The organism is Microcoleus anatoxicus (genome assembly GCF_042465725.1).
GTDB lineage: Bacteria > Cyanobacteriota > Cyanobacteriia > Cyanobacteriales > Microcoleaceae > Microcoleus > Microcoleus anatoxicus.
In genome coordinates this window covers 102,834-117,070 of record NZ_CP120854.1, presented here as the reverse complement: position 1 = coordinate 117,070, position 14,237 = coordinate 102,834, and the positions used below count along the sequence as shown (strand labels likewise).

At 45.0% G+C, this 14,237-nt stretch carries 14 protein-coding genes; 3 read left to right on the top strand and 11 right to left on the bottom strand.

Annotated elements, in window-relative coordinates:
* Window positions 1–93 precede the first annotated feature (93 nt).
* Window positions 94–1,323: an RNA-guided endonuclease InsQ/TnpB family protein gene (locus P2A85_RS29655; protein ID WP_377482026.1), complete on the bottom strand. Its 1,230-nt coding sequence runs from the start codon at window positions 1,321–1,323 to the stop codon at window positions 94–96.
* 33 nt (window positions 1,324–1,356) lie between these two features.
* On the opposite strand from P2A85_RS29655, the gene tnpA reads away from it, so the two are divergent.
* Window positions 1,357–1,788: an IS200/IS605 family transposase gene (gene tnpA / locus P2A85_RS29650; protein WP_377482024.1), complete on the top strand. Its 432-nt coding sequence runs from the start codon at window positions 1,357–1,359 to the stop codon at window positions 1,786–1,788.
* Window positions 1,789–2,098: 310 nt separating this feature from the next.
* Window positions 2,099–3,004: a DNA/RNA non-specific endonuclease gene (locus P2A85_RS29645; protein ID WP_377482021.1), complete on the top strand. Its 906-nt coding sequence runs from the start codon at window positions 2,099–2,101 to the stop codon at window positions 3,002–3,004.
* Here the strand turns inward: P2A85_RS29645 and P2A85_RS29640 are convergent, their stop codons facing one another.
* The 5 genes from P2A85_RS29640 to P2A85_RS29620 all read right to left on the bottom strand — a co-directional run bounded on the left by P2A85_RS29640 (window position 3,005) and on the right by P2A85_RS29620 (window position 6,221).
* Window positions 3,005–3,400, bottom strand: coding sequence for a nuclease A inhibitor family protein (locus tag P2A85_RS29640; RefSeq protein ID WP_377482018.1), 396 nt, complete (start codon window positions 3,398–3,400; stop codon window positions 3,005–3,007). It lies immediately after the preceding gene.
* A 538-nt stretch (window positions 3,401–3,938) separates the two neighbouring features.
* Entirely contained in the window at window positions 3,939–4,358 is a 420-nt protein-coding gene (locus P2A85_RS29635; RefSeq protein ID WP_377482015.1) for a hypothetical protein, read from the bottom strand.
* Between the two features lie 189 nt (window positions 4,359–4,547).
* Window positions 4,548–4,850, bottom strand: a complete 303-nt coding sequence (locus P2A85_RS29630; protein WP_377482012.1) for a hypothetical protein — start codon at window positions 4,848–4,850, stop codon at window positions 4,548–4,550.
* A 266-nt stretch (window positions 4,851–5,116) separates the two neighbouring features.
* Window positions 5,117–5,653, bottom strand: a complete 537-nt coding sequence (locus tag P2A85_RS29625) for an RNA-guided endonuclease InsQ/TnpB family protein (protein WP_377482010.1) — start codon at window positions 5,651–5,653, stop codon at window positions 5,117–5,119.
* Window positions 5,610–6,221 (bottom strand): RNA-guided endonuclease InsQ/TnpB family protein, encoded by a 612-nt coding sequence (locus tag P2A85_RS29620; protein WP_377482007.1) that lies wholly within the window; start codon window positions 6,219–6,221, stop codon window positions 5,610–5,612. Before P2A85_RS29620 ends, P2A85_RS29625 begins: the two co-directional genes overlap by 44 nt.
* Window positions 6,222–6,653: 432 nt before the next feature.
* On the opposite strand from P2A85_RS29620, the gene P2A85_RS29615 reads away from it, so the two are divergent.
* Window positions 6,654–6,782, top strand: a complete 129-nt coding sequence (locus tag P2A85_RS29615) for a hypothetical protein (RefSeq protein WP_377482004.1) — start codon at window positions 6,654–6,656, stop codon at window positions 6,780–6,782.
* A gap of 160 nt (window positions 6,783–6,942) precedes the next feature.
* Here P2A85_RS29615 and P2A85_RS29610 read toward each other — a convergent pair whose 3' ends face one another.
* From P2A85_RS29610 to P2A85_RS29590, 5 genes are all read right to left on the bottom strand, one after another.
* The gene (locus P2A85_RS29610) at window positions 6,943–7,698 is read right to left on the bottom strand and encodes a hypothetical protein (protein WP_377482001.1); all 756 of its coding nucleotides are present in this window, start codon (window positions 7,696–7,698) and stop codon (window positions 6,943–6,945) included.
* 229 nt (window positions 7,699–7,927) lie between these two features.
* Complete coding sequence (locus P2A85_RS29605; protein ID WP_377481998.1) at window positions 7,928–8,707, bottom strand: hypothetical protein; 780 nt, start codon at window positions 8,705–8,707, stop codon at window positions 7,928–7,930.
* A gap of 120 nt (window positions 8,708–8,827) precedes the next feature.
* Window positions 8,828–10,498, bottom strand: a complete 1,671-nt coding sequence (locus P2A85_RS29600) for a tetratricopeptide repeat protein (RefSeq protein WP_377481995.1) — start codon at window positions 10,496–10,498, stop codon at window positions 8,828–8,830.
* Window positions 10,438–11,250: an RNA polymerase sigma factor gene (locus tag P2A85_RS29595; protein ID WP_377481992.1), complete on the bottom strand. Its 813-nt coding sequence runs from the start codon at window positions 11,248–11,250 to the stop codon at window positions 10,438–10,440. Before P2A85_RS29595 ends, P2A85_RS29600 begins: the two co-directional genes overlap by 61 nt.
* Window positions 11,251–11,741: 491 nt before the next feature.
* The gene (locus P2A85_RS29590) at window positions 11,742–13,913 is read right to left on the bottom strand and encodes a pyridoxal phosphate-dependent decarboxylase family protein (protein WP_377481989.1); all 2,172 of its coding nucleotides are present in this window, start codon (window positions 13,911–13,913) and stop codon (window positions 11,742–11,744) included.
* Window positions 13,914–14,237 lie beyond the last annotated feature (324 nt).

The following is a 14,237-nucleotide window of genomic DNA, read 5'->3' as shown; positions in this document are numbered from 1 at the left end:
GATTCCTTACTGCATTGTTTACTGCATTACTGAAATACTTAATGCAGCAAGTATAGCACTTGTGTTGGCATCTGTTAGTGACGACTCCCAGCCCTAACTCGCGGACGAGTATAGGGTGGGCTTCTCAGCTAATCCTGCGTCTGCATCGGAAACACGCTGAGCTTTATTGACTGTCCGCCCGACAGCCAAGTTCTTAACATTAATCGCGGCATTCACATCCCGATCCAATTCCAGACCGCAGACATGGCAACTATGCCATCTGTCCGCAATCGTTTTAGGGACGCGAGTACCGCAATTAGAACAATTTTGGGTGGTGCCATTTGGATTCACAGCTATAGCCAACTTGCCAGCACTTTCAGCCTTGCAAACTAGAATAGATAGAAATTCACTCCAACCAGCATCTAGGATCGATTTCGCCATCCTAGTCTTAGCCAAACCCTTGACATTTAAATCTTCAAAGCCAATAACATCGTACTTATCGAGTAATTTCTTTGCGGATTTATAATGAAAATCTTTGCGTTGTCTTGCTATTTTTTGATGGTGTTTGGCGAGGTGTTTAACAGCCTTACGTCTGCGGTTACTGCCTTTATTTTTACGGGAAACAGCCTTATTTCGGATCTTTTTATCGATCTCAGCTTTTCGAGCAAACTGTGGAATTGGCACAGTTTCACCATCACTGGTAATCAAGAAATCCTTAAGTCCCATATCAATACCAACAGCATGATCTAGATTGATATCAGGGATGATTGTTGGCACGGTGACATCTTGCAATGTCAGCACAACATAATAGCCATCAGCATTCTTAACAATAGTCGCAGTCTTGATTTTGAATCCATCAGGAATAGGACGATGCAGAATTATCTTGACATCGCCAATCTTAGATAGGGTGATGCGATTTCCTTTGATGCAGTCTTGCGGCATCTGAGTATAGGTAAAACTGTGATATCTGCCACGACCTTTAAATCTTGGCTTGCCAGCCCGCTTACCTGATTTATCAGCACTGACGTATCGGTCAAAAGCTTTTTTTACCCTAGCAATGCAATCTTGAAGCACTTGAGAGTGAATCTGTTTGTAATCAGGAAATAGCTTTTTGGTATTAAGTAAATCTCGCTTTTGCCAATAATAATCAGGTTGCGCCACAATCGGAGCGATACTGCACGAGACAAGAGAGCATGAATTAATAGGGCTACGAGTAGACTCAAACCAGTTAAAACGCTCTGACAGTCTATAGTTGTACTGCATACGCAACAAGTTTAGCCACTCATCAATTTGATGAGTTTGGGCTTTGTTGGGGCGTAATTTGTACTTATAAGCTGTTATCATAATATCAGTGTAGCATAAAAGTGATACGGTGACATGAAAGATGATTTTGTTTCTAGTGGGAGATGTATCTCAGACTTGAAAGCCCATCTAGTTTTAACAACAAAATATAGGCGCAAAGTTTTTACTGGTCAGATGATAAATAGGCTGTCTGAAATATTTAATGATTTGTGTGAAAAATGGGGGTGCAAGGTAGTTGAGTTCAACGGTGAAGAAGATCATATCCATCTTCTGTTTCAATATCTACCTCAGATGGAATTGCCAAAATTTGTGGGTAATTTAAAATCTGTTTCCAGCCGAAAGATTAGAGAAGAATTTGCTGATGACGTGAAAAAGCACTACTGGAAAAGTGTTTTATGGAATGAGTCATATTTCATTGCGTCTTGTGGCGGGGTAACAATTTCTGTACTTAAAAAATATATTGAGCAGCAGGATACCCCAGAAGATAGTCCATCTACGGGGCCTTGAACCCCAGAAGAGGACGCGCTTACATCCCGTCACTCAACGGAGTACCGTTAGAGTGCGGGGCTTTCGCTTGGGAGCTAAAACTGGGTTGCGTTGCTGGGAGAAACCAATCAGCTAACTCTCTGTGGGGCTGTTGTACTTTGACGAGTTCTCCAATCTATTAATAACCAAACTACTTACTGCATCACTTACTGCATTACTGAATTACTGAGTATACAAAGTAATGAGTAATGAGTAATGAGTGAGAAGCTGTGTCTCATGCCACTGTAAGCTTGCAGAGTAGGGGAGATTAGCAAGTTGGGGAGTAGCTGGAATGAGGCAGGTTTATCAAAGGGCGATCGCTCTGGTGTTGGTGGTGGGAATGATTAGTGGCTGCAACCTGACTGCACCGTCACCGCCATCTAAACTTCCTCAAGTCGATCGCGAGAAACCGAAGGTGCAGCAACCAACGCCAAAACCGGGAACGCGAGAACCGATCGCATCCGCCACCAACAACCCCAACTTGCTCCTGGGCAATCCCAGCAATGCAGCTTCGAGTGTTGCCAGCACCGACAACTATTTAATGGTGAAGCCGCAGTACGTACTTTCCTACAACAGCAAAACGCACACTGCCAACTGGGTATCGTGGCAACTGAATAAATCTTGGATTGGCAGCGCTGACCGCAAGAATGATTTCAAACCTGACGATGCCCTCCCCACTGCTGCGTACAAAGTTAGACCCAACGATTACACCGGAAGTGGCTACGACCGAGGACACATCGCACCAAGCGCCGATCGCACTCGCAATGAAGCGGACAACAGCGCTACTTTTTTGATGACCAACATGATGCCTCAAGTGCCAGAACTCAACAGAGGCGTGTGGGGTGACTTGGAAGAGTATTGTCGATCGTTGGTGCAGCAGGGCAAGGAGCTTTACATCGTTGCTGGGCCTGTAGGAAGTAGCGGCAGCATCGGGAAAAAGGAGAAAATCGCAGTGCCGACTAAGACTTGGAAAATTATCGTAGTAGTAGATCGACAAGGATTGGGGTTGCAGGGAATTACAGCCGACACCAGGACGATCGCTGTGATGATGCCCAACGATGCCAGCGTCAAGGGCAAGGGATGGAAAAGCTTTCGAGTACCGGTGAGGCAAGTGGAGCGAGAGACGGGGCTGAATTTGTTGTCAAACGTACCGGTGCAGGTTCAGCAAGTAATTGAGAGCAAAGTTGATGGCCAGTAATTAAGTTTCTACCAGTTGCGTTGACAGCCCCACACAATTACCGCTGGGAGTTACTCCAACTATGTAAGCATCGATGTTGATTTTGCCCACTCGGTAAACTTGGATGTTGGATAAATTCTGCTTCAATACGCTCACCAAGTTCTGAAACCTCTGCACTGTCTCCCGTTCATCTTCATCGTGCCAATCTTCTTCAACAATTGCGATCGCAAAGAACTCGTCAACGCTCACTATTTCTACGGGGGCGTCGGGTTCGTGGTTCGTCAGTTGCAGGAGTTTCGCTGGGGTGAGTTTTCCTTGCGTTTTCCACTCTTCAACCTCGAAAGGCGCGTCAGATTCGGTGGAGAAGAGCAAACCCTCTGAGGCTTGTTTGAGTTGGGCGGTGATGGGGTCGGTCATGGTGGCAGTGGTTTGAGTCCAGCTTTACTGCGATTGTACGGTTGTTATTGGCTGTAACTAAGGACTTTTTGGCAAATTCGGATATTCAAGGGCGAGTTGAGAGCGACACTGATTCGCCACCTTGAATTTTGGGGAGCATCCCGATTTTGCAAGTATACAAAAGTATGATAAGATTTATTGTTTTTTGGGAAAACCGACACTTAGCTTCCCCAAAAAATATGTTTGAGAGTCAATAAGCGATTTTATAGCAACGCCCTTCTCCCCACAAAAAAGCGATGCCTCTGGTGGGCTAAGCGATCGCACTCCCTAATTTCCCACAAAAAAGGCGATCGCCCTTCCCAATCTCTCATCATCAAAGTGATCGCACTCCCTACATCATCAAAGCGCTCGCATTCATGTTAAAAAGTGATTGGACTTTCATCAACTTGTTACCATTCTCCCGTGAATAAATCGCACTCCAGCAAATAAAAACAATCTGATTCTTTCTACGAATAAAGTGATCTCCTTCATTTACATGAGTGCGATAGCTGTCCCAATGTTATTGAATTTTAACGTTAGCCTGTTTAGGAGGAGGACAGCTAAATGCTTTAGCAGGTCGATCATTCCGGTTTTCAGCTCTCCCCTGGAACCCACAGGTCTTAATCCACTTGTTCCCTTCTTCATGGCTCTTGACTTTTTTATCGCTACAGTAGATATCTCTAGTCTCCAGTCTTACTAAACATTGATAAGCTGGGTATGAAATAGCAAATGCGGGATTTATAAAAACAAATGTCCCTAGAACAATAAACACGGTAATCGCAAGAACACGTAAACGCATTATGGTTTCATTTTTAATGAAAGTAGCCATATAATTCTCCTTATTTTTTAAACGTTCCCCAACCCCATTTTTGGATTTTTTTGAGTTAGCAACAATTTTTATCCCAAAAAATCCACCCTCAACCCCCAGATTCCTTACCACCTCAAAGTAGCACTATCGCCTGAACATACTCCGTAAGTTCGTTCTGGTTGGGGATAATTTTTGCCATCAATTCCTTTGTTTCCATTGTTAGCAGGAACACCGTCATAAAGCTAATTTTGCAGTCAGTTTCCCAACTATTAATACTAATAACGGTGAAAGCCCGGAACTGGTACAGGCGGAATCACGCCTTTAATATTGGCTTAATGTATAGTCAATACTGTGAACGGTTATTTTTGTCCCAAACGGCGGGTAGGCATTAGGATTTCCCCGCATAAAGATTTCACCAATTCTAGTAGCAGCTTCACGGTAAAAATCTTCTTGATGCTTATTATACCAAGGATCGTCGTGGGGGTTGGGAGTAAGTAAATACTCATGCCTATCTTTGGCAACTCCAAGTCGCCATATTGCAATTCCACGATTTTTACCATAGTCTAGTTCTGCATATTCAAATTTGGTTCCCCCTACCGTTACACTGCCTTTTATTGTGGCCATACATTTATTTCCTTTAGGCTCGTCAACTAATTTATATAAGCAAAATTACCAAAAGTAATAGTTTTTCAGATTTAATTAAGGTTTGGGCATAACTCCCAGGACTTGAAACCATGACCAACATCACCGCCAAACTCCTTGAAGCTGTCTGCGATCTGCTGCTCCATAAAACTTGTCTAGACTTATTCAAAGTTAGACTTTGAATAATTAGTGTTTACTTCCTACGCTGTTGGGTGGTCGGCCATCCCAAGGTAAGTAGGCTATCCCCCTCAAGCCGAGGGTTTCCAGTTGAAAATATTTAAACTGGCGTTCAAGTCACGGTCAATTGAGTTACCACAAACAAGGCAATCATAAGTCCTAAGATTCAGTGGCATATCTTGTTTATGTCCGCAGTTCGAGCAAAGTTTCGAGCTAGGAAACCACTGGTCTACCAATACTAAACTTGCCCCATACATCTGACATTTGTATTCTAGTTGGCGCTTGAATTCATAAAATCCTAAATCCGATATGGCTCCGGCAAGTTTGTGGTTTGCCATCATTCCTTTGACGTTCAAGTCTTCAATCTTAATTACTTGGAAAGTTTTCGCTAAGTAAGTTGTTAACTTGTGCAGGAAATCCTGGCGTATGGCAGATATTCGTGCATGAATTCGACCGATCTTATGGTAGGTTTGGCGCTGATTGTTAGAACCTTTTACCTGCTTTGAAGCCTTTCGTTGCAGTCTGGCTAGCTTGGTTTTCGCTTGCTTTAACGGCTTCGGTGCCTCAAATACTTGCTCGAATACTTGCTCGTTTGACAAAGGTAGCAAAGGATTTAATTCCAACATCAATGCCTACCGACTCTTGAAGTTGCTGACCGGGTAAACGTTCCGCATCTACACAGAAGGATACGAACCAGCTACTTCCCGATTTTGATAAGGTGAAAGTCTGGGAAACAAAACTACATTCCAAAGGTTCGTGCAGTCGGAATGTTCCGAGTGTGGGAATTTTAATTGTGTTCCCAGCAGCTAGTAACACCTTTCCGTTTGATGAATCTACTGTGAACGATTGCCCATCCCTGCGACGGTTGAATCTGGGATGCCCTGACTTGCCTGAGCGATACCGACTGAACGCATCTTTTAAGTCGATTAATGCGTTTTGATATACTCGAGAAGACAGTTGATTCATCCAATTGAATTGTGGCTGTTTCTTGACGTGATTTGTCAAAACTTTCTTGACTTCGTTAATTACTTTATTGTCGGAAAGTTTTGCTTCACCATACATCTGAGTCCGCAGGCTCAATCCCATGTTGAAGACTACCCGCCTAAATCCTGCGTGTTTTGCCAACCAAGTTGCTTCGTGGTTATTTAATTTGAGCGCTCTTTTGATGGCGAACATTTTGAGACTGCTTTTTTCGATCCACTATAGATAAGTTTAGCAAAGTTTTTGGCGATTTAGTCAAGCTCTTGTGAGTGCGAATCCGAAACTATTTTCGAGGTTGTCCACTCTTCAAGGAGATAGCCAACCTCTCAATAAAGAGCAAAGTTGCTGCAACTCACTGGTCATCCCCCTAGCATCCTGGTGCTGGTGGTGAGTGTTGACAAGCTGACGGGGTGATTCACCAAAATATTTGGCACGCCTGCGTTCCTCCTGCCTGGTATATTAACCCTCTTTTGTTGTCACTTCGGGGAGAGTATAAGGCTAGGCAACAACTAAATCCGTAACCAAACGAGCATTAATACGATCGCCTCTTCCCCTTGACCCCGCTCACCCACAGCATTAAGAAATACCCACGACGGATGCAGTAATGCAGTAGAGAGTGAGATACTGATGAGTGTCAATAAAGAGAATATTGGGCGTTCGCAGGCTGGCGAGGTGAGGTTAGCCGATATCAGCTTCTTGTTGCGACTAGACGATCGCACTCCTACAGCTAGTGACAGAAGAGCGTTAGCTTGGTGATGGCACTCTCGATAATGATTTAGGATCGCTATAGTAGTGATGGTCCTGAATGCAGCTACTTTCGATAAAGCCAAGGAAAATTGGGGCGTATTCGCCGCTTACAAAGCCAGTTTGGGCTTTGTAAGCGGCTTCAAATTTGTTTAAGTCTCGCTAAGATGCTCTAAAAAGGTATATCCGCCACGTTGGTCATCGCTCTGTTACCAATTTTATCGATAATCTGCTGCCGAACCTTGCTATAGATATCTTCGTTGAGTTCGGCTTTAACACATCCCCCCTGAATAGCAAAGTTCATGCTCCACGATAGGAATGCACCTTGGCTCATTGTGGACTGGAAATGAATGCCGCTCGTCACTGCGACGACAGTACCATTCATCGGCATGACCGGCATGATTTGGAAATTTCCGTTGGTCTCACTGCTTGAGTTCGCGCTCCAAATCTTCATTCCTTTGCTGTTGCTTTCAAGACCTTGCGTAGCCTTCATTCCCGCCTTTGCGAGTGCCATTGCATCTCCCGTCTCTATTGATGCCATAGTCCGAAGCACCGCCTCCTCCCAGTTCATCGGCGATGTTTCGGGAATAGTTTGATTTGACCAAGCTGGTATATTCCAGCCAATATTTCCCAGCAGATTAATATAATAGTTGTACCAATCCATCGGAGCCGCAAAGCGGTCAAACGATTGGTTCGCCGAAAGCTGGGCGAGGAGTGTCGAGTTCATAACGTCCGATTTGTTTTGGACAGTCAGGCCCTCGGAAAAGACACAAAGGCAGCCGACATTAATCTGAGCACTCTTCGCATTCCCATCAGTCGCGGCAGTCTGGGCAGATTCCACCTGAGCAGAGGCAACGTTGGCTGTCAATTTCGCGTATTCTTGAGGCTCTGGAATAACCAGACTTTTTAAAAATTCACTTGCATTCATTTTGTTAGTTTCCTTTGATTGCAAAGTCGAATAAAGTTTTTTGCATGCAGGTCAAAATAGACCATTGAGGATGTTCCAGAAATGACAATCTTGAAAGCAATAATTCACCACTGCCTCTGACACGTCCTTATTGCTGAACTACCAACGACTTCAGCAATGTCCTTATTGCTGAGTTATTATTACTGAAGTCGGTTTTTTTTGATTCAGTGTGATCCGGTAAAGATCGTCACTAATCTAAATCTGGTAAATTCGCTACGAAGGTTTTTGCTTTGTCGCCAAGTTTGTCGATAATCTGCTGCCGAACCTGTTTGTAAACATCTTTGTTGAGTTCAAATTTGTTAGCTGCCCTCTTTATGTCAATGTCCGTACTCTTCCACGTCCACCATAGAAATCCACCACTGCTCGTTCGGGCCTTAAACTGCATGCCGACCATCATCATAACGACATTATCATTCACATTTGCGACCGGAATGATTTGGAAATTTCCGTTGTTGCCACCGCTGGTATTCGCGTTCCAAATGTTCATCGGCGCAGAGTCGGCTGATTGAGCTTGCAAAGCATTCATTGTCGCCTGTACGAGAGCAATTTCACCACCTGTCGCGATTGCGGCCAAAATCCCAAGCACCGCCTTGTCCAAGTTTACCGTACTTCCTCCCGACGTGTAAGTATCAAACGCAAAACCAGGCAGATTCCAGCCAATATTTTCCAGCACATTAATATAATATTTGTACCAATCCATCGGAGCCTGCATGCGGTCATGCATTTTGTTCGCCGAAAGCTGGGCGAGGAGTGTCGAGTTCATAACGTCCGATTTGTCCTGACCCGTGAGGTTTTCGACAAAAGAAGTAAGGCTGCCGGCATTAACCTGAGCACTTCTCTCACCAGAGACCTGCTCATTAGCTTTGGTCATGAGCTTAGCGTTCTTCATAGAGGAAACTATGGCTGTTAATTCCTCGTATTCATGATCCTCGGGCAAAATCAATGCCTTTACAAAGTGATTGGCTGTCATTTTGTTTGTCTCCGTTGTTATTTTTAGCGGGTGTAGTTTTTTCTTCTCACACCTTTTAGACGTTTCCACACCAAAAATTCGGAATTTTTCGAGTTACAGGCAATTTTTCTTTCCAAAAATCTACCTTCTACCCCTAAAATCCTTTCTCCCCTTACTTTTGAGCCGCCGCAAAATCTTCTCAACTTCCCCGCGAGCTGGATACAACAACTGCTGACTCAAAGCACTTTCATAAGCGTTTACCGCCCCCAACCTATCCCCCAACCCCACCAAAGTTCTGCCCAGCCAGTAATCAGCCACAGTCGGATTAAACGCCTTCAATTCCCGACATTCCTCGCAAGCCGTTTCCCACCACCGCTTGCTAGTTCCAACATCCCCCAGCGCTCGGTAACTCTGGGCCAGCCACACAGCAGCAGGTACGGATTGCATATAACCCCCTGCTGGTAAAATATGCCATCCTTTCTCCAGCGCCTCCACCGCTTCGTCATGTTTTCCAGCCAAAGCCAGCACCCTTCCATGACAAAACCAAGCATCGGCTAACTGAGGCTGTAGTTTTGTCCCCTGCTGGGAAACTCGACACCCCCTTTCAACCTCTTTTAAGGATTCCACCAACACTCGCCCCGCAGTCGCCCAAACGCTCCATCGTTGAGGGAAACGCTCTAGCATCTCTTCTACTATGGAAGTAAGGGTGATTTTATCCCCCTCTCCTATTTTGAGAGTCCCGCCGCCCCTCTTTTTTAAGGGGAAAGTTAGGGGGATAGAGGTCATTTTCGCAGCAGGCAAAATCTCGCACAGCGCCCGATAAATTTCACATTCATCGGGATACAGATGATAAGCTTTTAGCATTGCGGACGCGGCCTTTTGATATTCTCCCGTGTCAAACAAGCACCGCCCGTAGTAATACCAACCGTGATGATGATTCGGGTGTTTTGCTGCAAACTCTGCTAACACCTCCACACCTTCGGGCCAATCTCCTCGAAAGATGTGATAATATGCCAGTGCTTTGTGAGCCTCAGCTCCATGAGGATACTGCCGCAGAGCTGAGACAATCATCTTTTTAGTCTCTTTCCCCTCCTTGCCAGATACCAATCTCATCGCGCAACGCTCATTCAACTGTCGCTGAAGTACCCGGAAATCATCGCCAGCTAAGACTGTCAATTTATGCAACCGTCGCTGTGCTTCCTGAAGGTTCCCCACCGCCCTTAGCGCATCATAGCTGTGAATTAAGGCGGCAATATCATCGGAGTTAAGTGACAAAATTGCGTCAAAGGCTCGTAAAGCCCCAACAGGATTCTCTCTCTCCACCTGCAACTGTCCCAAAACCAGCCAGTAAGCTGCGTTATTTGGTTGCAGGTTAGCCGCATTTTCAAACGCGGCGGTTGCTTTTTTACTGTCACCTTGACAAATTGCGATCGCTCCGCTGATATATTGTTTTGCCGCTTCATTGTCGGACAGCGGTAAGGCACTCTCATACACCTCGATCGCCTCCGCTTCCCTTCCCATTAGCTGCAAAAGTTTCCCCAATTTCAACCGCGCATCTATTAATTGAGGTTGGCGCTTGATGACTTGGCAATACTCCTGAACCGCCCGCTCCCAGTTACCCGTTACTGACAGGAGATTGGCTAATTCCCAGCGTTTCTTCCAGCCAGAGGGATACTGCTCCACATATTGACTTAATGTCTTCAGCTTCTGCTCTTGTCTAGTTAGCTTTCTTGCTAAGACTAGGTGAACGTTCAACTCCACCCCAGAAGAGCGGGTGATTGGTACCAAGCATGAGAAAGTGTTTCCAGACATACGGCGCCTATTTGATAATTAAGGGAACAATTAACGTCCGTTTTTTGCTGGGATAAGGGAGATATTTTTTGGCAAGTCGCGATTATTTCACCGAAGTGAAAAGTTTCTGTTCCGGGTTCTCTTGTTTGACCCGGTGATTCGGATAAATTTAACAGAGAGCTGTCCGCTCCTGACAAATAGGTTGTCAAAGGCTTTTGCAGAATCTTTCGCGCCTGGGAAATACGTTTGCGAAGGTTGTCGTAGGATATACCTAGCTTTTGTACTATTTCCAGATAGGATTTTTCCTCAATGAAGTGCAGGATAAAGGGTTCGCGCAGTTGAGCCGGCAAATCTTCAATAGCGCGGTGGATGATTGTTGCTAATTCGCAGCCCAAAGCGGCGGTTTCAGGGCTGTGGCAGAGAGAAAGAAGTCCCTCTTCCCCTTTTTCAATCATTACTTCCCAACTCTCAATCCGATCGCGCAGCCTCTTGTTTTCGCGATGTATATCCATGCAGAGGTTATAAGTCAGCCGGGTCAACCAAGCTTTTAAGTTGGTGATGGCACAAGTACAATCCCGACTTTTCTCAAAAGCTTTGAGCATTGCTCGGCTGAGTACCTCTTCGGCATTAGCCGCGCTGCCGTCCATCCACTTCAAACAGCAGCGGTAAAGATAATCTCGATACTGTTCCCATTGCTGCCAAAAATTTGTGCTTGTATCTGACGGGCGAGCGCGCTGCTTTGAAAGGCTAGATGATTGAGAGCCTAATTTCATTTCTAACACCTAAACTCTAGCTGTAAGTTTCAAGTAATCTTGGAGGCTATGGTTAGCAGTCACACCGCGATCGTTCTATCAAAGCTGCTTAACACCAAGGTCTAGCAAAATACCCTAAATATTCATTTGTAGGACTTACCCCAATGTCACGCTCAAATTGACTTGTAAGTAAGCGCGAATAAACCGGTCTTTCGTTCATACCATAAATGTGCAATGCCGGGGGGTTTCTCTCCTCTCAATTTTTTGAATTCAAAGCACAAAGTTACTGTCGCAAAAAAAGCAGTTTGCAAGTAAGTCAAGTACGAATGCAAGTGCGAATTGCATCTCCATCTTGGCATCTCGTACTTGATTTACCTGCTGCAAACTACGGTCCTCTGCTCTGATTTAATAATTTGTTCTCTAAATTGGTGAGAATCAAGAAAAAGAACAAACTGTCAAGGCTTCCAATCCTAATTCGCGCGCATATGTGGATGGCTGGACTGTATTAAATTTCAGAGTCCGAAATCATCGGGATTATCGTTTATAACCTGGTTTACTGTATCGCGCAATACTTTTTCTAGCACGTCAATAAACGAACCACTTGCGGTTTCTGTAACCCAGGGGTCCATCACTACAGAACGCAGAACGGTGATGGACGTGCCTGATGACCCAATTACTCCCAAACGTTCTTTGTAGGTTTTGATGAATTCTATCCCGTAGGACTTTTGCTCGAAATCCGTAGTGCTGACAATCAGATCGTAAGCAGAGATATCCGTCTCCGGTTTAATACTCAGCTTCTCATAAATCAGTTTGTTGAGTAAGTTTGCCTTGTCTAAATCCTGGTTGACTTCCCCTGATGGAGTCTTGAAGTTGAAAGCGTAGACCAAGATGTTTTCGTCAGGGCCAATTTCTTTCAGCACAGCCATCGCGTCTGGGTTATTTTGGATCTCTTCATTAGTTTTGCCATCAATCAAATCCCGAACTTCTTGTTTAGTAATACCGTCTGGGAGATCGGATAGAGGAACTACAATAAAACTATCTTCGGGTTTCTCCATGCACAGCAGCCGCGCGTAAAACTTGTCGCAACTGTACAAAGCCTGACCCAAGAGTTTGCCGTACCCGCTTTTTGTGGGTCGAATTACTCGATGGCTCAAGTATACCGCAGCACAAGCCGCGCCCGGTTTAGAACCCTCTATACCGTAAATACCTACCGTCGGCTCAGCTTCGCCGTGAAATATGTAAGGCGCCGCAAACGTAACTAGAGAGCGCATGGCTGAATTGCGGTAGCAAAGTGCTCCAGCCGGGTACGGGATGTAACCTGCTTTGTGAGGATCGACGGTGATAGAATCAGTCTCGCCGAGCGCTTCAAATTGGGTGGTTACATAGGCACTTAACGGTGATATTGGTGGGGGAGCGGAACGAAAGGGTAGGGGTTCCATTTCAAAGTCATCGCGCAATATAGATGCAAAATAGCCTCCCCAAGCTGCATCAGCATGAACTGTAAATTCTAAACCTCGTTTCCGATATTCTTCCCGCAAATCGAGAATTTCCCGAAGCGGGTCAACTGCACCTTCTTCAGTGCTTCCCATCACCGCAACTACTGTGTACACCGGTCTTTTTTCTGCCAAGCATTTATCGAGATGAGCGCGAAGAACATCTATCTTCATTCGACCGTTCGCATCCACATCAACGTCTTGCATATGGGACGCTCCCATGCCTAGCAGTGCTGCTGCTTTGGGGAAAGAGTAGTGCTTGCTGCCCGGTACAAAAAACAAAGGTTCTGGAACATCGCTCAGGAAATCTTTAGCAAACTTTTGTATCCCCAAATCTTGCAGCGAATATTTTGAAACAGCATCTGAGATGACAGTCGAATCAATACGATACTCCGATTCTAGACGGGCCGGCAATCCTAGAATATCATCGGCTTTGAGGTTGAGAAGTTGCCAAACGGTTAGTTCAATCAAAGGCTTCGCCACCAAAATACCATCTTCGTAAAAAGAAACCTCGATATTTTTTGCTTGTGTCAAGTCGTTGATTACAGCTTGTTGCAAAGCAATGGGATAGAACTTGAGATTTCTAGCTGACCATAGAGCCTCTATATTGGCAACTGTACCTCCACAAGTTATGTGTCCCCAAGGAGTAATCTCTTCCTCATCTTCCGGGATTGTGTATCCCAGCATAAGGCACAAATCGTTACCGACGATAATTTCCAGGTATGTCGTTGCTGTTGATGCTTCAAATGCTACGTTATTGGGGTTGTAAAGCATCGCCGCGAAGTAACCAACCACGCTCGGCATTGTCAAATCCCAGTTCATATGCCCTTGATAGCGCATGCTAAAGAAAGGAACTGACTTTTTGAGAAACTCCAGCAATGAGTGATAGCCCTCATTGAAATTATCCATCGCCTGTAAATATTCTGGAGACTGCTTGATTTCGTCTGTAATGTGCTTGGGATCTTCTGGATGATAATTGTTTCTCCATTCAGCCTGGTCGCGAATTGCTTCTACAATTAAAATCTCTAGAATATCAGCATTTTCTCCCTTTGGCCCCATAAACCAGGCTTCAAGGGAGCGCGTTCCTGATGTATTGTCAAGTTTGGGAAGGTTGGAAGAACGGGAAAGTTCTTGCAGGTTGCGGCGGGCTTTTTCAAAGCCTTGACTTTGAGCGTCTCTTGGAGTATTCATCAAACAATAATTCCTGTGTTGTTAGGTTAGCGTCATAAATCATGCTGTTGTTTCTCTATTAGTGCAGTACCGATAGAGAGTTTTGAATGAGAGCGGCTGTTAATACAAATAGTTGCTCTCATTCAAGCCTGTAACTGAGGTTGAATTTTTGGTAACTTCACTTGATTGGGTTTTAATCGCATTTAGTCCCAGCGGAAGTTTAGCTTTAGCCGATACATTTTCCCGCGTCTCGATCGAGCCACACAAACCAAAAATTCGGTAGTTTGCTCAGTCTGACTTGTTTTATCCGCTTTGATGGTATTTAAATACTTGCGTAGCAGTATA